Source organism: Tepidimonas sp. HKU77 (assembly GCF_049728535.1).
Lineage (GTDB): Bacteria > Pseudomonadota > Gammaproteobacteria > Burkholderiales > Burkholderiaceae_C > Tepidimonas.
The window spans coordinates 918,245-936,044 of the sequence record NZ_CP187300.1; the positions used below are offsets into that span (position 1 = coordinate 918,245).

At 65.9% G+C, this 17,800-nt stretch carries 17 protein-coding genes; 9 read left to right on the forward strand and 8 right to left on the reverse strand.

Annotated elements, in window-relative coordinates; translation table 11 throughout:
* Window positions 1-12: 12 nt before the first annotated feature.
* Window positions 13-1,866, reverse strand: coding sequence for an ABCB family ABC transporter ATP-binding protein/permease (locus ACPP3B_RS04405; protein WP_424859841.1), 1,854 nt, complete (start codon window positions 1,864-1,866; stop codon window positions 13-15).
* Between the two features lie 32 nt (window positions 1,867-1,898).
* Between ACPP3B_RS04405 and ACPP3B_RS04410 the strand changes: the two genes are divergently transcribed.
* A complete protein-coding gene (locus ACPP3B_RS04410) occupies window positions 1,899-2,342 on the forward strand; it encodes an acyl-CoA thioesterase (protein WP_299018663.1) in 444 nt (147 codons plus the stop codon).
* 125 nt (window positions 2,343-2,467) lie between these two features.
* Here ACPP3B_RS04410 and ltrA read toward each other — a convergent pair whose 3' ends face one another.
* Window positions 2,468-3,832 (reverse strand): group II intron reverse transcriptase/maturase, encoded by a 1,365-nt coding sequence (gene ltrA / locus ACPP3B_RS04415; RefSeq protein WP_424859842.1) that lies wholly within the window; start codon window positions 3,830-3,832, stop codon window positions 2,468-2,470.
* A 635-nt stretch (window positions 3,833-4,467) separates the two neighbouring features.
* Complete coding sequence (locus tag ACPP3B_RS04420) at window positions 4,468-6,054, reverse strand: AmpG family muropeptide MFS transporter (RefSeq protein ID WP_424859843.1); 1,587 nt, start codon at window positions 6,052-6,054, stop codon at window positions 4,468-4,470.
* A gap of 112 nt (window positions 6,055-6,166) precedes the next feature.
* On the opposite strand from ACPP3B_RS04420, the gene ACPP3B_RS04425 reads away from it, so the two are divergent.
* The gene (locus ACPP3B_RS04425) at window positions 6,167-7,009 is read left to right on the forward strand and encodes a M48 family metallopeptidase (protein ID WP_424859844.1); all 843 of its coding nucleotides are present in this window, start codon (window positions 6,167-6,169) and stop codon (window positions 7,007-7,009) included.
* Window positions 7,010-7,031: 22 nt separating this feature from the next.
* Here ACPP3B_RS04425 and ACPP3B_RS04430 read toward each other — a convergent pair whose 3' ends face one another.
* Window positions 7,032-7,670 carry an MBL fold metallo-hydrolase gene (locus ACPP3B_RS04430; protein WP_424859845.1) on the reverse strand — a complete coding sequence of 213 codons (639 nt, stop codon included), beginning with the start codon at window positions 7,668-7,670 and terminating at the stop codon, window positions 7,032-7,034.
* Window positions 7,671-7,720: 50 nt separating this feature from the next.
* On the opposite strand from ACPP3B_RS04430, the gene ACPP3B_RS04435 reads away from it, so the two are divergent.
* Window positions 7,721-8,500 (forward strand): SDR family oxidoreductase, encoded by a 780-nt coding sequence (locus tag ACPP3B_RS04435; RefSeq protein WP_424859846.1) that lies wholly within the window; start codon window positions 7,721-7,723, stop codon window positions 8,498-8,500.
* 9 nt (window positions 8,501-8,509) lie between these two features.
* Here the strand turns inward: ACPP3B_RS04435 and ACPP3B_RS04440 are convergent, their stop codons facing one another.
* Window positions 8,510-8,992 (reverse strand): Lrp/AsnC family transcriptional regulator, encoded by a 483-nt coding sequence (locus ACPP3B_RS04440; RefSeq protein ID WP_424859847.1) that lies wholly within the window; start codon window positions 8,990-8,992, stop codon window positions 8,510-8,512.
* Window positions 8,993-9,201: 209 nt separating this feature from the next.
* Between ACPP3B_RS04440 and hppD the strand changes: the two genes are divergently transcribed.
* The 4 genes from hppD to ACPP3B_RS04460 all read left to right on the forward strand — a co-directional run bounded on the left by hppD (window position 9,202) and on the right by ACPP3B_RS04460 (window position 12,998).
* Entirely contained in the window at window positions 9,202-10,305 is a 1,104-nt protein-coding gene (gene hppD, locus ACPP3B_RS04445) for a 4-hydroxyphenylpyruvate dioxygenase (RefSeq protein ID WP_424859848.1), read from the forward strand.
* Window positions 10,306-10,327: 22 nt separating this feature from the next.
* Complete coding sequence (locus tag ACPP3B_RS04450) at window positions 10,328-10,645, forward strand: 4a-hydroxytetrahydrobiopterin dehydratase (RefSeq protein ID WP_068610844.1); 318 nt, start codon at window positions 10,328-10,330, stop codon at window positions 10,643-10,645.
* The gene (phhA, locus tag ACPP3B_RS04455) at window positions 10,629-11,528 is read left to right on the forward strand and encodes a phenylalanine 4-monooxygenase (RefSeq protein WP_424859849.1); all 900 of its coding nucleotides are present in this window, start codon (window positions 10,629-10,631) and stop codon (window positions 11,526-11,528) included. The genes ACPP3B_RS04450 and phhA overlap by 17 nt, the downstream gene beginning before the upstream one ends.
* A 276-nt stretch (window positions 11,529-11,804) precedes the next feature.
* Entirely contained in the window at window positions 11,805-12,998 is a 1,194-nt protein-coding gene (locus ACPP3B_RS04460; RefSeq protein WP_424859850.1) for a porin, read from the forward strand.
* A gap of 179 nt (window positions 12,999-13,177) precedes the next feature.
* On the opposite strand, the gene ACPP3B_RS04465 is transcribed toward ACPP3B_RS04460, so the two are convergent.
* The 3 genes from ACPP3B_RS04465 to ACPP3B_RS04475 all read right to left on the reverse strand — a co-directional run bounded on the left by ACPP3B_RS04465 (window position 13,178) and on the right by ACPP3B_RS04475 (window position 16,314).
* Window positions 13,178-14,125 (reverse strand): porin, encoded by a 948-nt coding sequence (locus ACPP3B_RS04465; RefSeq protein WP_424859851.1) that lies wholly within the window; start codon window positions 14,123-14,125, stop codon window positions 13,178-13,180.
* 232 nt (window positions 14,126-14,357) lie between these two features.
* Entirely contained in the window at window positions 14,358-15,308 is a 951-nt protein-coding gene (locus ACPP3B_RS04470) for a porin (RefSeq protein ID WP_424859852.1), read from the reverse strand.
* A gap of 211 nt (window positions 15,309-15,519) precedes the next feature.
* Window positions 15,520-16,314: an exodeoxyribonuclease III gene (locus tag ACPP3B_RS04475; RefSeq protein ID WP_424859853.1), complete on the reverse strand. Its 795-nt coding sequence runs from the start codon at window positions 16,312-16,314 to the stop codon at window positions 15,520-15,522.
* Between the two features lie 82 nt (window positions 16,315-16,396).
* Here ACPP3B_RS04475 and ACPP3B_RS04480 point away from each other — a divergent pair, with 82 nt between their 5' ends.
* Together ACPP3B_RS04480 and ACPP3B_RS04485 are read left to right on the forward strand one after the other, a co-directional pair.
* Window positions 16,397-16,537 carry an AAA family ATPase gene (locus ACPP3B_RS04480; RefSeq protein WP_424859854.1) on the forward strand — a complete coding sequence of 47 codons (141 nt, stop codon included), beginning with the start codon at window positions 16,397-16,399 and terminating at the stop codon, window positions 16,535-16,537.
* Window positions 16,538-16,555: 18 nt separating this feature from the next.
* Window positions 16,556-17,794: an IS256 family transposase gene (locus ACPP3B_RS04485; protein ID WP_132963481.1), complete on the forward strand. Its 1,239-nt coding sequence runs from the start codon at window positions 16,556-16,558 to the stop codon at window positions 17,792-17,794.
* Window positions 17,795-17,800: the final 6 nt, after the last annotated feature.

Sequence of the window (17,800 nt, forward strand, 5' to 3'; positions counted from 1 at the left end):
GGGGCTGGCGGGTCAGTCGAGGGCACCGCTTTGCTGCAGCGCCCACATCTGGGCGTAACGGCCGCCCTGCGCCAGCAAGTCGGCGTGGCGGCCGCGCTCGACGATGCGCCCGTGCTCCAGCACCAGGATTTCGTGCGCATCGACCACGGTCGACAGGCGGTGCGCGATCACGAGCGTGGTGCGATCGCTGGCCAGCCGGCGCAGCTCGGCCTGGATGGCGCGCTCGTTAGCCGAGTCGAGCGCCGACGTGGCCTCGTCCAAAATCAGAATTGGGGGGTTCTTCAGCAGCGTGCGCGCGATGGCGACACGCTGCTTCTCGCCACCCGACAGCTTCAGCCCGCGCTCGCCCACCACCGTCTGCCAGCCCTGCGGCAGGCGCTCAATGAAGTCGAGCAACTGCGCCGAGCGCGCGGCCTCGCGCACCTCGTCGAACGAAGCGTCGGGCCGACCGTAGCGGATGTTGTACTCGATGGTGTCGTTGAACAGCACCGTATCCTGCGGCACGATACCGATCGCGCGCCGCAGACTGGCTTGCGTGAGGGTGCGGATGTCGTGGCCATCGACGGTGATGCGCCCCGCCGCCGCCCGCGCCGCGGCATCGTCACCGGGGCGGCCTACGTCATAAAACCGGTAGAGCAGCCGCGCCAGCGTCGATTTGCCCGAACCCGACGGCCCCACCACCGCCACCGTGCGGCCGGCCGGGATCACGAAGTCCACGCCATGCAAAATCTCGCGCTGCGGCTCGTAGCCGAAGTGCACCGCTTCGAAGCGCACCTCGGGCGCACGCGTCAGCACCAACGGGCGGGCATCCGGAGCGTCGCACACCTCGCACTCGCGCTCCAGCAAGTCGAACATGCGGCCCAGGTCGGTCAAGCTCTGGCGGATCTCGCGGTAGAGCACCCCCAAAAAATTGAGCGGCATGTAGAGCTGGATCATGAACGCGTTGATCATCACCAGGTCGCCCAGGGTCAGCCGCCCCTCGGTGACACCGACCGTGGCGCGCCAGAGCATGGCCACCAACGCCACCGCGATGATGAGCTGCTGGCCCACGTTGAGCAGCGACAGCGACGCCTGCGTGCGCACCCGCGCGCGGCGCAAGCGCTCCAGGCTGTCGGCATAGCGGCGTGCCTCCCACGCCTCGTTGTCGAAGTATTTGACCGTCTCGTAATTGAGCAGCGCGTCGATGGCGCGCGCTTGGCTGGCGGACTCCAGCTCGTTCATCTGGCGACGGATGTGGGTGCGCCACTGCGTCACCTGCACGGTAAAGACCACATAGGCCAGCAACGCGGCCAGCGTGGTCCAGACGTACCACGCCTCGAAGCGCAGGCCCAAAATGGCCAGCACCAGCGCCACCTCGACCAGCGTGGGCACCACGCTGTAGAGCGAGTACGACACGAGCGACTGCACCGCGCGCGTGCCGCGCTCGATGTCACGCGTCAGTGCCCCGGTCTGGCGCTCCAGATGAAAGCGCAGGCTCAGCGCATGCAGATGCTCGAACACCTGCAACGCGATGGTGCGCGTGGCACCCTCGGTGGCCTTGAGGAAAACCAGCTCGCGCAGCTCGGCCAGCAGCGTCGTGCCCAGCCGCAGCCCGCCATACGCCAGCAGCAACCCCACCGGCACCACCAGCGCCGCGGTGGCTTCGGCCGACAGTCCAGGCAGCGGCGTGAGCGCATCGACCAGCGCCTTGAGCAGCAGCGGCACCCCGACGGTCGCCAGCTTGGCCGCCACCATCAACAGCAGCGCCACCGCCACCCGCCAGCGGTATGTCCACAGGTAGGGCAGCAGGCGGCGCAGCGTCTGGGCATCGCTGCGCCCGGGGGTAGGGGCGGGGGCCGGCAGCCGCGCCGCGGCTGACGACGGCATGGCTCGCTCGCGCATCGTCGACAATTCCGTGTATGACAGACGCCATCGTACCCCCAACCCCAACCATCCCGGCGCCCCCGAATGGGCTACCCCAGGACAAAGAACTGGTGCTGCGCGTGATCCCCATGCCCGCCGACGTCAATGCCAACGGCGACATCTTTGGTGGCTGGGTGATGGCGCAGGTGGACCTGGCCGGCTCCGTCCTGCCCGCCCGGCACATGGGCGGGCGTTTCGCCACCGTCGCCGTCAACCAGTTTTTGTTCAAGCAACCGGTCAAGGTGGGCGACCTGCTGAGCTTTTACGGCTCCATCGTGCGCATCGGCAACACCTCGATCACGGTCCAGGTCGAGGTGTGGGCCGAGCGCCAGCGGCCGCAGTACACCTGCGTCAAGGTGACGGAAGCGACGCTAACCTACGTCGCCATCGACGAAAACGGTCGACCGCGCCCGGTGCCGCGTCCGGCCACCGGGGCCTGACACCCGTCACCCCGTCCGCTCGACCCTTCCAGACAATCGGGATAGGGGCGGTCAGGATACCTGACCGGGCCCCTCCCACACCACCCGGCATGCGGGTCCGCACCGGGCGGTTCGAGAAGTTGAGGTCATGAGAGACGGGGAACGCCAAGTTTGTCGAAGTAGGCAATGGTCAGCACCCGGTTGAGCTCGCCCGCGCTATTCCGCCACCAGCAGCGGGAATTGCCTGCCACCCGCTTTGCCACGTGTTCGGACGCGCCTAGGTTGAGCAGTTCCCGGTAGATCGTGCTACCCCGCTTCCAGTGCTTGAGGTGGATCGCCCGTAGTCGGTGGCGCAGCCATTCGTCCAGCGATCGCCAGACGCCCGGTGTTTGCGCCAGCCCAAAGTAGGCTTTCCATCCCAACAGATAAGGTTTCAGTCGCTCAATGACCTCCGCCATGCTGCGTCCGCCTGAGCGCCGGGTCAGTTGCCTCACCCGCTGCTTGAACGTCGCCATCGGCTTGTCGGCCACCCTGCGCTTGACGCCCTCCTTGCCAAACCAGAAGCTGTAGCCCAAGAACTTCCTTCCCTTGACGCTGGCCACCGCACTCTTGGCTTCATTGATCTTGAGCCTCAGCTTGCCGTAACACTTGCGCAGCAGCGCCATGACCCGTTCGCCAGCTTTCCGACTACGGACATAGACGTTGCAGTCGTCGGCATAGCGCGCAAAGCAGTGGCCGTGCTTCTCCAGTACCTTATCCACTTCGTCCAGCATCACATTCGCCAGCAGCGGCGACAGCGGCCCACCTTGCGGCGTGCCTTGATACCGCTCAAACACTACGCCATCGCTCATGATGCCGCTGTTCAGGTACGCCCGTATCAGCCGAATGATTCCAGCATCGTCGATGCGTTTGCGTAGGCGGTCGATGAGGATGTCGTGGTTGACTCGATCAAAGAATTTCTCCAGATCGACATCAACCACGATCTTCCGTCCGGACTGGATGTAGCCCTGCGCCGCCAGTATCGCGTCGTGGGCTCGTCGGCCCGGCCGGAAGCCGTAGCTGCACTCGCTGAATGTCGGGTCAAGTAGCGGTTGCAGCACTTGCAGCAGTGCTTGCTGGATCAGCCGATCCGTGACCGTCGGAATGCCGAGCTCGCGCTCGCCACCGTCCGGCTTCGGGATCGTTACCCGTCGTACCGGACTGGGCCGGTACCTCCCCTGCAGCAGTTGTTCCCGAATCAATGGCCACGCCGTCACCAGATGGCGGGCGGTCTGGTCAATGTCCAGCCCATCCACGCCGGCTGCGCCTTTGTTGGCTTTGACTCTCTTCCATGCTCGCCGCAGGTTCTCTCTCGCCAGAACCGCTTGCAGCAGTCCCGGCCCTGTGCTCTCGGTGTCCCGTCGCGGGCCGGCCGCTTCGTCGCTGACAGGTTCCCGCCCGGCTTCACCGTGCGCTACCCCCGCCCGCTCTGCTTGCGCAGACTTCTGACGCCTTGCTTCCAGCATCGACATGGTCTCAAGCACTCCTTCTCGTTCGGCCCTTCGCCCACGACTGGCAGCTACTATGGCCTCTGCTGACTTCTCGCTCCGTGTCACCACGTCGCCCTTTCAGGCATAAGGCGAGATCTCCCCGGGTAAGAACGCACTCCTTCACTGCACAACCGCCGGATTTACGCCGCTTCGCCTTGATCACGAGAGCTTCGCGGATTCATGCCCGCTCGCCCTGCTCGGCAGCGCCTTCTATCCGGTTCTTGTCCATCGGCTCGCAGTTTCGCTCCACGCTTCCTCCCCACACTCGGTCGCCCTCATGCAGTTGCGCTTCGCTTCGTTCGCTGTGATCAACTTACGGTGGGACTTTCACCCACAAGAGTGCGCCCGTGCCGGGCGCACAGAAAAAAGCCGCCTCGGTGGTGCACCGTGGCGGCAAAGTCCATCAGGACGTCGTTGGGACTGGCACTCGCCGCCACCCGACACCCCAGGCAAACGCGTCGTTTACGCTGGTGACGGGGCCGGCACGACCGCGGTGTAAACCGCGGCCATGCCGAGCCACCGACGCCCCTCTTGTGAGCTTCGTTTTAGGGGCCTTTGTGGACACGTGACAGCGAACGTTTGGCATTATCTGCCAAAAATGGCATTTACCGGCTCCCCTATTTGGGGGAGGCCGAGGCCAGATGCGCCTGCTCGCGCTGCGCCACGCGGCGCGCGATCCCGCTCACCAGCGCCAGCACCGGCAGCCCCAGCGCCGCGGTCAGCACGAAAAAGCCCGGGTAGCCCAGCGCGTCCACCATGGCGCCCGAGTAGCCGCCCAGCGCCTTGGGCAGCAGCGTCATGAGCGAGCTGAAGATGGCGTACTGCACCGCCGTAAAGCGCACCTGCGTCAGGCTGGACAAAAAGGCCACGAACGCCGCACTGGCAAAACCCGCCGCCAGGTTGTCCGCCGCCACCACGGCGTACAGCAGCGGCCGCTGTGGCCCAGCCAACGCCAGCGCCACGAACGCCAGATTGGTCAGCGCCGACAGCAACGCCCCCCACCACAACGCGCGCAGCACCCCCAGCCGCAGCGCCAGTAACCCGCCCAAAAAACCGCCGGCGATGCTCACCACTACCCCGAACGTCTTGACCGCGGTGGCGATGTCCGGCTTGGAAAAGCCCAGGTCTTGATAAAACACGTTGGAGATGACCCCCAGCACGATGTCCGAGATACGGTACAAACCGATCAAGGCGAGCAGCAACGCTGCATCGACCCAGCCATGGCGCTCGAAAAACGCCTGCACCGGCTCGACCCAAGTCTGGCGCGCCGCGGCGCGGCTGGCCAGCCCAGCACGCACCAGCACCGCCCCCGCGCCGAAGGCCGCCGCCAGCGCCAGCGCCAGGCGCAGCCCCTCCAACGCGAGCGCGGCCAGCGGCCCCGGGGCCGCCCACCCCCACGCCGCCCACACGTGGCCCACACCCCAAAACACCGCCACGAACGCCGCGACCGCGCAGGCAAACACCCCCAGCAGCCAGGCGTGCTCGCCCGCCGGGGCGCTCGCCACGGCTGCCGACGCACGCGGCTCCGGCACCAGCAGCGTGGTGACCAGCCCCGTGGCCATGGCGAGCGCCGCCACCCCATAGGCGGCCGACCAGGCACCGTAGTCGTAGGCGCCCTTGGCAGACCCCCACGCCGCGGCCAAAAACAGCACGCCCGCCCCCGCCACCACCATGCCGATGCGGTAGCCCGCGATGTACGCCGACGACAGCACGCCCTGTTGCTCGGCAGCCGCGATTTCGATGCGGTAAGCGTCGATGACGATGTCCTGCGTCGCCGACATGAAGCCAAGCAGCACGGCAAACCCTGCCATGCGCGCCAACGCCGCTGGCCCCGCGGCCGGGTCGGTGGCCGCCATGCCCAGAATGGCCACCACCACCCCCAACTGTGCGGCCAGCAGCCACGCGCGGCGCCGCCCGAGTCGTGCCGACAGCCCCGGCAGCGGCAGCCGATCCACCAGCGGCGCCCAGATGAATTTGAACGAATACGCCAGCGCCGCCCAACTGAAAAACGTCACCGCGCGCCGCTCCACCCCGGCCTCGCCCAGCCACAGCGACAGCGACGAAAAAATCAGCAACAGCGGCAACCCCGCCGAAAAGCCCAGCGCCACCATGGCGGCGACGCGCCAGTCCCACAATACGCGCCACCACGCAGGAGCGGAACGTGGCGCTTCGGGACGTGGTGACGCAGCGGGGGGCGTGGGCATGGACGGGACAGTGATGGATGGCAACGAGGGGCGTGGAGAGCAGCGATGCAACCGTTACCGATGACACAAACCGCTTACACCGCCCCCTTGCGATTGTGCCTATGATGGCACCATGTGCTGGATGTGCAACGCCCGGATTCCATTGGCCGCACGCCGCGGCTTTCTGCGTGCTGCCGCCGCTGCGGCCGGCGCCACCGCCCTGGCTCCCGCATGGGGACAAGTGCAAGTGGGGCCACCGTCCAAGCTGCGCTCGCTCGTGCCCGCGCAACAGCTCGAGGCAGCGGCCGCGCAGCAGTACGCACAAATGTTGGCGCAAGCCCGCGCCCAGGGGGCGCTCGCGCCGGACGACCACCCCCAACTGCGGCGGCTGCGCGCCATTGCGCGCCAGCTCATTCCGCACGCGCTGCCCTGGAACGAGCGCGCGCGCCAATGGCGCTGGGAGGTCAACCTCATCGGCAGCCGCCAGATCAATGCTTTTTGCATGCCGGGCGGCAAGATCGCGTTTTTCACCGGTATCCTGGACCAGCTACGCCTGGCGGACGACGAGGCGGCCATGGTCATGGGGCACGAAATGGCGCACGCTCTGCGCGAACACGCGCGCGAGCGCATCGCCAAAACGCAGGCCACCGGCCTGGGCCTGTCGCTGGGCGCGCAGTTACTGGGCTTGGGCGACCTGGGCCGGCTGGCGGCCGACTTGGGCACGCAGTTGCTGAGCCTGAAGTTCAGCCGCGAAGACGAGGTCGAAGCCGACCTGGTCGGGCTGGAGCTGGCCGCGCGCGGCGCCTACGACCCGCGCGCCAGCGTCACGCTGTGGCAAAAGATGGCCGCCGCCTCGGGCAACAACGGACTGGAGTTTCTGTCCACCCACCCCAGCGGACCCAACCGCATCCGCGAGCTGGAGGCCAACATCCCCAAGGTCGAGGCCCTGTACGAACAAGCGCGCCGCGCCGGTTGACGCTGCGCTGCCCCGCGCCGGCTCACGTGCCGCCCACGAACGGATTCGTACGCCGCTCGCGGCCGAACGTACTCTCCGGCCCGTGGCCCGGGATGAACACCGTGTCGTCCCCCATGGGCCACAGCCGCTGCGTGATGCTGTCGATCAGCTGCTGGTAGTCGCCCCCAGGGAAGTCGGTGCGGCCGATGCTGCCCGCAAACAGCACGTCCCCCACGAAAGCACGCCGCGCCTCGGGCGAATGAAACACCACGTGCCCCGGCGTGTGCCCCGGGCAGTGCCGCACCTGCAGCGTGCATTCGCCCACCGTCACCGTGTCGCCATCGAACAGCCAGCGCGTGGGCGTGAACGCGCGCGCCGGCGGGAAACCAAACATCTGGCTTTGCTGCGGCAGCCCGTCGATCCAGAACTGATCCCCCGGATGCGGGCCGACGATGGGTACGCCCAGCCGCTCGGCCAATTCACCCGCACCGCCCGCATGGTCGATGTGCGCATGGGTCAGCCAAATCTGGCGCAGATCCAACCCCAGTCGTTCGGCGGTGGCGAGCACCGTGTCCAGGTCGCCGCCGGGGTCGATGACGGCGGCCTGCCGCGTGGCGTCGCACCACACGAGCGAACAGTTTTGGGCAAAGGGCGTAACGGGTATCGTCTGGTAGCGCAGCATGGTGGCGTCATTGTGCCCGCATGCGCGCCCGTGTGCGCGACAATCGCTCCATGAACACGGGTCTTTCCCCTCAGGGCATCGCCCTCGTCACCGGCGCAGGTAGCGGCATCGGCCGCGCTTGCGCCATCGCACTGTTGCATGACGGCTGGACCGTCTGGCTCGTGGGCCGGCGCGTGCCCGCCCTGCACGAGACCGCGGTACTCGCCGACGCGACCCAGCCGGGCTCGCTCGCGCGGGCCCACGCGCACGCGGCCGACGTCGGCGACCCCGCTCAGGTACAGGCCGTCTTCGACGCCGTGCGCGCTGCCCATGGACGATTGGACCTGTTGTTCAACAACGCCGGCATCTTCACACCCACCGCCACGCCCGACGCGGTGGCGCTGGAGGACTGGCAGCGCGCCGTGCGCACCAACCTCGATGGCATGTTCTACTGTCTGCGCGCGGCCTTCGCCCTCATGCGCGAACAACGCCCACAGGGCGGGCGCATCATCAACAACGGCTCCATCTCGGCCCACACGCCGCGCCCGGGCTCCATCGCCTACACCGCCACCAAGCACGCCATCACCGGCTTGACCAAAGCCGCCGCACTCGACGGCCGCGCCTTTCACATCGCCGTGGGCCAGATCGACATCGGCAATGTGGCCAGCGACATGACCGAGGCCATGGCTGCCGGCGTGCTGCAGGCCGACGGCAGCATCCGCCCCGAGGCGCGCATGGACATGGACGCGGTGGTTCAAACCTTCATGACCATGGCGCGCCTGCCGCTGCAAGCCAACGTGCTGTTCACCACCGTGCTGGCCACGCAGATGCCCTTCGTCGGCCGCGGCTAGCCTGGGGGGCTAGTCCAGCGGCAGCGCGCTGGTGCACTTGATCTCGTCCAGGCACACGCTGGAGCGCACCCCATTGACCCCGGGCAGCTGCGCCAGCGTGCCCAGCAAAAAATCCGACAAGCTTTTGAGGTCACGCGCCACCACCTTGAGCACGTAGTCGAAGTCGCCGGTGACGGCATAGCACTCCTGCACCTGTGTCATGGCGCGCACCCGCTCGCGAAACTTCTCCACTTCGCGGATGTGGCCACGCTCCATGGTCACGTGCACGAAAGCCGTCACCCCCAGCCCCAGTCGCGGCGCGTCCAGCCGCGCCTCGTAGCGGCGAATCAGGCCCAGCTCTTCCAGCCGGCGGTGGCGCCGGTTGCACTGCGCCGGCGACAGGTGCACCGCCTCGGCCAGCGCCTGGTTGGTAATGCGCCCGTCCTCTTGCAGACGGGTCAACATGCGACGGTCTACTGCATCGAGCACAGCGGGCGGTACGGCTGCGGACATGACGGACTCCAGACGAACGGTTGCGCCGGGGCACGGCGCGCACCAGCACCGCAGGCAAAGCGCGGCTGGGCGTAATTTTCTCTCGTTAATTACGATAAACGCACAAGAATCTTACAAATCTTCGGGTTTTTCCGGCAGCACGATGCAAACCCATTGCGCCATTGCAGGCATATGCTCTACCCCATGATCATTGCTATTGGAGTGTTGCCATGACCACCCCGTTCGACAACCCCATGGGCTTGTGCGGCTTCGAATTCGTCGAATTCGCCTCGCCCCGCCCCAACGTGCTCGAACCGCTGTTTCAAGCCCTGGGCTTCACCCTCGTGGCGCGCCACCGCTCCAAAGACGTCGAGCTCTGGCGCCAGGGCGGCATCAACTTCATCCTCAACCGCGAGCCCAAAAGCCTGGCGTACTACTTCGCGCAGGAACACGGCCCCAGCGCCTGTGGCTTGGCCTTCCGCGTGAAGGACGCCCACAAGGCCTACTACCGCGCGCTGGAGCTGGGCGCGCAACCCATCGACATCCCCACCGGCCCGATGGAGCTGCGCCTGCCGGCGATCAAAGGCATTGGCGGCGCGCCGCTGTACCTGATCGACCGCTACGAGGACGGCAAGAGCATCTACGACATCGACTTCGAGTTCCTGCCCGGCTTCGAGGACCCGGCCAACCGCCACCCCGTGGGGCATGGGTTCAAAATCATCGACCACCTCACGCACAACGTCTACCGCGGGCGCATGGCCTACTGGGCACAGTTTTACGAGCGCCTGTTCAACTTCCGCGAGATCCGCTACTTCGACATCCAGGGTGAGTACACGGGCCTCAAGAGCCGCGCAATGACCGCGCCCGACGGCCTCATCCGCATTCCGCTCAATGAGGAAGGCGGCTCCGGTGGCAACGGCCAGATCGAAGAATTCCTGATGCAGTTCAACGGCGAGGGCATCCAGCACATCGCCCTGCTGACGGACGACCTGCTGGCCAGCGTGGACGCCCTGCAGATGGCCGGCGTGCCGCTGATGAGCGCGCCCAACGACATTTACTACGACATGTTGGAAGAACGCCTGCCGGGCCACGGCGAGCCGGTGGCCGAGCTGCAGGCCCGCGGCATTCTGCTGGACGGCTCCACCGCGGGTGGTGACAAGCGCCTGCTGCTGCAGATCTTCAGCCAGCCGCTGCTCGGGCCGGTGTTCTTCGAATTCATCCAGCGCAAGAACGACGAGGGCTTTGGCGAAGGCAACTTCAAGGCCCTTTTCGAAAGCCTGGAACGCGACCAGATCCGACGCGGCACGCTCAAGGTCGAGACCGCCGCAGCCTGATCCCCACAGAAGGAAAACCACCATGACCAAGCTCGAAGGCCCCGCCCTGCAAGCCGCTCTCGCCCAATTGCCCGCCTGGACGTTCGACGCCGAGCGGCACGCCATCCGCCGGGCGCTGCGCTTTGCGGACTTCAACGCGGCCTTCGGCTTCATGACACGCGCCGCCCTGGAGGCCGAGCGCCGCGACCACCACCCGGAGTGGTTCAACGTCTACAACCGGGTGGACATCCTGTTTTCCACGCACGATGCCGGGGGGCTGACCGAGCGCGACATCGCGTTTGCGCGCTGGGTCGACGCGACCGCCCCGGCCATGGGGGCGATCGATGAGCGCAACCGCTGACACCGTCCTGCACGGCCTGGCCGCCGGCGAGGCCGGACGCCCGGACAGCCCGGACTGGACCATCCCGCAAAACTGGGCCGCCTACACCCCGCAGGAACACGCCACCTGGGCCACGCTGTACCAGCGCCAGATGGCCCTGCTGCCCGGCCGCGCCTGTGAGGCCTTCGTGGACGGCATGCGCCGCCTGCCCATCGAGCCCGACCGAATCCCGGACTTCGAGCGCCTGTCCGAGGTACTCATGCGCCACACCGGCTGGCAGGTGGTCGCCGTGCCCGGACTGGTGCCCGACGACGTGTTCTTCGAGCACCTAGCCCACCGGCGCTTTCCGGCCGGACAGTTCATCCGCCGCGCCGACCAGTTGGACTATCTGCAGGAGCCCGACGTTTTCCACGACGTCTTTGGCCACGTCCCGATGCTGATGCACCCGGTGATGGCCGACTTCATCCAGGCCTATGGACACGGTGGCCTGCGCGCGCAGCGCCTGGGCGCGCTGGACATGCTGGCCCGCGTGTACTGGTACACGGTGGAGTTTGGCCTGGTGCGAGAAAGCGGCGCGCTGCGCATCTACGGCGCAGGCATCGTGTCGTCTGCGTCCGAGAGCCGCTTTTGCCTGGAATCCCCCTCGCCCCACCGCCTGGGCTTCGATCTGGCGCGGGTGATGCGCACCCGCTACCGCATCGACGACTTTCAGCAAACCTACTTCGTGCTCGACCGTCTGGACGACCTGCTGCGGCTGGCCGAGATCGACTTCGCCCCGCTGTACGAACAAGTGAGCCGTTTGGACACTCTGAGCGCCGACGCGGTGCTGCCGCAGGATACGGTGATTACGCGGGGCGACGGGCGCTACCACCGACAGCGCGCGCTTGAGCTTCAGGATCGCTGATTCACAACTCTCGGGGCGCTCGCCGAGGCCGAGCCAGCAACAGCCACGCCAAAACCACGGACCGCGGAAAAGCCTTGGTAACCTGTGCGCCGCGCTGGCAACCAAGGGAAAACCCCTGTGGCGAAAATCACGAATTTTTTCTAACGATCGTTCGCTTCTAGGGCGCCATTGACTACCATAACGTTGCAGTATGCCGACCGGGCTGCAGTATGCCGACCGGGCCATACCGCCCCATCGTTTTTCGCGCACAACTTCAATCCAAGAGGAGTCTGTCGTATGCAAAAGAAAATTGTGGCTGCCCTGGCGCTGTGCGGCGCGGGCGTGGCAATGGCCCAGTCCGCCGGTACCAGCAAGGTGGAGCTGTGGGGTATCGTGGATGCCGCCGTGCGCCACACCAACAACGAAGGTGCCGGCAAGGATGGCCTGACGAGGATGATCGGTGGCGGCATGTCGCAAAGCCGCTGGGGTATCAATGTGGAGGAGGACCTGGGTAGCGGGTCCAAGGCCCTGGTGGTGCTGGAAAACCGTCTCAATGCCGATGACGGCAGTGTTTCCACCCCCTTCTTCCAACTGTCCTATCTGGGTCTGCAAGGCCCTTATGGCCGCCTGACTGCCGGACGTCAGTGGAACGTCCTGTTCGACGTGGTGACCAGCACCTACGCTTCGTTCCCGTACTCCCCCTACATGGAAGCCTACAAGCCTGAGTTGGGAATGGCCATGGGCGCGCGTACCAGCAACATGCTGAAGTACACCTTCGCAACGCCGGACCGCAGCTTCGTAGGCTCGCTGCAATATTCGTTTGACGAGAACAACGACACCAAGGCATTGGAAGCTGGCCTGCCTGCCTCGCAGGCGCAAGTGCCTGCCTTCGTTGCAGGCACCCTGGGTGGTGGCGCCTGGAAGACGGTTGGCGGCTACCTGCGCTACTCCGCGAGCGGGTTTGCCGTCGGCGGCGGCTACATGCGCACGACGCTGCCAGGCGGCACCGACGTAGACGCCTGGACTCTGGGCGGTTCGTACCGCACGGGTCCGTGGTACTTCAGTACAGGCTATGGCCTGAACAAGGCGAAATACGCTAAGGTGACCAACCCGATCCAGGGTTTCCGTAATACCGTCGACGGAGCGATCCTGGGGCAATTCTGGGCCGGCCAGACCAATGGCGGCTTCCAGCCGGGCGACGCCAACAAGCGCCAGCTGTTCAAGGTGGGCGTGGGCTATCAGCTGACTCCTCAGCTCAACCTGGGCGCGCACTACTTCCGCGGTAAGCAGTCGGGCTCGGCCACGGGTGCTTCCAACGGCAACGCCAACTTCTACGTGGCCGTGGCGGACTATGCCTTCAGCAAGCGCACCGATGCCTACTTCGGCGTGGACCACACCAGCATCAGCGGCGGCAGCGCGGTCGTGCTGGATCAGGCGAGCCGCGCACGCAGCCGTACCGGCATCACCGTGGGTGTCCGCCATCGCTTCTAACGCGTATTGAGTGGACAGGGGAAGGGTCCTTGTGGGCCCGCCACGATTTCAAACAACCTCCTTCGGGAGGTTGTTTTTTATGTGCGCCCGTGCCGGGCGCACATAAAAAAGCCGCGGCGTATTTTCCGCGGCTTCGGTCGTTCTGTGGATGCATGCGGCCCGATCGGGCCGCTGGGGACTCAGAACGTATGCTTCAGGCCGATGCCAAAGCGGCTGTCCGGAGTTTTGGCAATCGTACCGGCGCGGCCCGTGACGGCAGCGGCATTGGCGTCGAAGAAGCCGGCGTACGCCGTGGTCCGCTTGGACAGAGCGTAGGCAGCCGCCACGCTCCAGCCACGCTCGGCCTTGCCGCCGTCTTTCTTGCTCTGCGCGTAGCCAACCGACACGACCAGGTTGGTCGCGACCGGCACGTCGGCGCCGACCGACCACTCATCCACATCCTCGTTCTTGACGCGGCCGTAGGTGCCCAGCAGCTTGGCCACGCCCAGGTCGTAGGACGCGCCGAGGCGGGTGTACTTCTCGTTGGTCTGCTCGTCATCCTGATAACCCAGCGCGACGAACAGCGGGCCACCTTCGTACTTGACGTGGAAGGCCGACACACGGCTGTTGGCCACGCCTTCGCGCAGGTTGGTGCTGAACGCACCGCTGAAGCCACCGAACGACGGCGAAGCGTAGTAGAAGCCGTTGTTCGGGTTGAGGGTGTACCCGTACCAGCTTTGGAAGATCAGGGCAATCGGGCCCAGGAGGTAGGCGTTGAACGCCGCGTCGGTGGCGCCACTGATGTCGTCGTACGCGGTCCAGATCTTGCCCAGCTTGACCTCACCAAAACCACCGGAGAGGCTCAGGTAGGTTTGACGGTTAAAGCCAGGGCCGGCAGCGCCGTTGTCGAGGGCAATCCCTTGCTCGTACAGGAAGCCGGCCTTCAGACCGCCACCCAGATCTTCCTCGCCCTTGATGCCCCAACGGCTAAGGGAGACACCACCGCTGGTCACGCTGGTCAGCTTGGCGGAGGCGTTCTTGTCCTTGTGCAGAACCATGTCCGCAACACCGTACAGCGTCACGGACGACTGGGCCATGGCAGCGCCCGAGGCGGCCAACACGGCCAGCGCAATCAGAGTCTTCTTCATGAGGTTCACCTTTCGACGGGTTGAGGGTGTTCGCCGCATCCGGCAGGAATGCAGCACACAGCCCAATGGTAGTGGCATTTTCTTGACGATCAGGGTTTTCCCCCATTTTGGGCATCCCGTTCGTTGCAAAGCCGCAACACGCCCGGTCCTCAGACACCCCACCTCACGCCCCGCTCCAACAAAAAACCCGCTGCCGAAGCAGCGGGTTTCTCAGCCGTCAGACGACCGTCGATCAGAAGTTGTGGCGGATACCCAGACCGAAGCCGTTGACATTCTTGCCGACAGTGGCAGCATTGAACGCACCGTTCTTCTTCTTGCCGTCCTGCAGGTAAGCGGCGTAAGCGAAGGTGCGCTTGGACAGCGGGTACTTGGCTTCCAGCAGGAAGTCGGTGTCGTCGGCGTTCGTATCACGCGCGAATTCCGCCAACAGCGACACGGTGCCGAGCTTGACGGTACCGCCAATCACAAAGCCCTTCGCAACACCCGCTGGATCGGCCCACGCACCGGCCAGCTTGAAGCCGCCGAAGTCGTAGCTGGCGCCGAGGTGCTTGTTGCTGCCCGGCACGTTGGATTGTTTGTTATAGTCGAACGCCACCGACAGCGGGCCTTGCGCATAGCGCAACGACAGATCGTTGATCGCGCCCACACCGGCGTCACCCTTGAGCACATGACCGAACTGCACGGTCAGCCCGCTGAACGACGGCGAGGTGTACATGATCATGTCGCTGTAGCGAAAGCCGCGCACCGCAGCGCCGAACTGACTAAAGCCGGCCAAGTAGTTGGCATAGCCGGTCAGTGCCCAAGCCTCAGCGGTGTAGTACGCCGGGTTCAGACGACGACCCAGGCTCAGCTCGCCGAAGCCACCTGCCAGGGTCATGTAGGCAGCGCGCGAGAAGTAGTTGCCACCGCCACCGCTTTGGCCCGTCTTACCGTCGTCGAGCGACAGACCCGCTTCAAAGTTGAAGCCCGCCTTCAGGCCGCCACCCAGATCTTCCGTACCACGGATGCCCCAACGGGAGTTGCCGTTGTTCATCGTGGCCGAGCTGTTCAGTTGCAGCTTGCTGCCCGGGGCATTGGTGTCTTGCAAACCGATATCCGCCACACCATACAGGGTGACCGACGACTGGGCGAAGGCGGCTCCGGCAGCGGCCAAGGTAGCCAGGGCAATGAGGGTCTTTTTCATCGAAATCTCTCCAAGAGTTGTCCAGGGTTTGGAACAGGGGCCGGGGCAGACCCGACCGGCCTCCGTGGGGAAGCTGCCCCGTATTGCACCAGAAGTGGGCCAACGTGGGGATAGGTAAGCCCCGAAAAAGGGGCAAAACGTTGCAACCACGCAACACTCGACCCCAAACGCACACCCAAGGACCGCACCAGGCAAGCCCCAAGCCGCCCGCTCACCACAGCGGCCCCTCGTACCCCACCGTCAACGGTGCATGGTCGCTGAAGCGCTGCGCCTTATACACCTGCGCGCTGCGCGCGCGCTCGGCCAGCGCCGGCGTGGCCAACTGGTAGTCGATGCGCCAGCCCACGTTGTTGGCCCAGGCCTGGCCGCGGTGGCTCCACCAGGTGTAGCCCTCGCCTTCGGCGTCGGGGTACAGGCGGCGGTACACGTCCACCCAGGCGCCGCTGCCCAGTAGCCCGGTCATCCAAGCGCGCTCCTCGGGCAAAAAGCCGCTGTTTTTTTGGTTGCTGCGCCAGTTTTTCAAGTCGCGCTCGGTGTGGGCGATGTTGATGTCGCCGCACACCAGCGCCTCGCGCCCTTGCGCCAGGCGCGCCAGCACCGGCGCCACCTGGTCCAGAAAGCGAAATTTGGCTTGCTGCCGCTCCTCGCCCGACGAGCCACTGGGGAAATAGACGCTGACCACGCTCAGCCGCCGCGCGGGGGTGTCGAAGCGCAGCTCGATCCAGCGCCCTTCGTCGTCGAACTCTGGCACGCCGATGCCGGTGATGACGTCGCTGGGCTCGTGCCGGGTGTAGATGCCCACACCCGAGTAGCCCTTTCTCTTGGCGAAATGAAAATACCCGCGCAACCCCGCCAGGGTGTCATAACGACCCGCCATGTCGGCGGCCTGTGCCTTGAGTTCTTGCACGCACAGCAAGTCGGGGGCGGTGGCGGCGACCCAGTCGGGCAGGCCCTTGGCCACGGCCGAGCGGATGCCGTTGAGGTTGAGGGTGGTGATGCGCCACATAGGGCGCCTATCATGCCTGAACGCGGGTGGGCGGCTCGGGCAGGTGGGTGCTGCACGGCCTTTGCGCCCCATAATCAGCGCCATGAAGCGCAAGAAGCTGCCCATCGGCATCCAGACCTTCCGCGACATCCGCGAAGGGGGCTACTACTACGTCGACAAGACCGCGTTTGCGCACCGGCTGGCCAGAGGGTGTCAGGATTTTTGTGTGAGGGGCCTACCATGACGACTTCCAGGAGCCCCCATGCCACGCAAGAAGACCACCCCCGCCGCGAAGCCGGACGCCATTCTTCCCGACGAGCTGCTTGAGAAGCTGATCCCCGGACCGATGGACGCCGCCGGCGTCGAGGCCGTGTTCCAGAAGCTGAAGAAGGCCGTGATCGAGCGCGCCTTGGGGGCTGAGCTGGGCGTGCACTTGGCCAGCCCCGAGGGCGGCTGCGGGAACCATCGCAACGGCCGCAGCGGCAAGACCGTGCTGACCGACGGCGGGCCGCTGCGGATCGAGGTGCCCCGCGACCGGGCCGGCAGCTTCGAACCGCAGCTGATCCCGAAGCATGAGCGCCGGTTTGCCGGCTTTGACGACCGGATCATCTCGATGTATGCCCGCGGCATGTCGGTGCGCGAGATTCAGGGCCATCTGGCCGAGATGTACGCCATCGAGGTGTCAGCGGAGTTCATCAGCGCCGTCACCGACGCGGTGATGGCCGAGGTGGGGGCCTGGCAGGCCCGGCCGCTGGAGCCGATGTACCCGGTGGTGTTCTTCGATGCCCTGCGGGTGAAGATCCGCGAGGACGGCGTGGTGCGCAACAAGGCGGTGTATCTGGCCTTGGGCGTGCTGCCGGACGGGACCCGCGACATTCTGGGGCTTTGGATCGAGAACACCGAAGGCGCGAAGTTCTGGATGAAGGTGTTCAACGATCTCAAGACCCGCGGGGTCACGGACCTGCTGATCGGCGTGGCCGACGGCCTGAAGGGCCTGCCGGAGGCACTGGAGGCGGTGTTTCCGGCCACGACCCTGCAGACCTGCATCGTGCACCTGATCCGCAACAGCCTCGACTATGCGAGCTGGAAGGACCGTAAGGCGCTGGCCGCGGCGATCAAGCCGATCTACACCGCACCGAGCGCGGAGGCCGCCGAGCGCGCGCTGGACGCGTTCGAGGCAGGGCCGTGGGGCCAGCGCTTCCCGACCGTGGTCGCGGCCTGGCGGCGGGCGTGGAGCCGGGTGATCCCGTTCTTCGCGTTCCCGCCCGAAGTGCGGCGGATCATCTACACCACCAACGCCATCGAGAGCGTGCATTCGCGGTTACGCAAGATCATCAAGAGCCGCGGGCACTTCCCAAGCGACGAGGCGGCCACCAAGCTGATCTGGCTGGCCTTGCGCAACATCACCGCGGACTGGAAGCGGGCGAGCAAGGAGTGGAAATCGGCGATGAACCAGTTCGCGATACTATACGGCGACCGCTTCACCCTCGCACCACGCTGAACGACA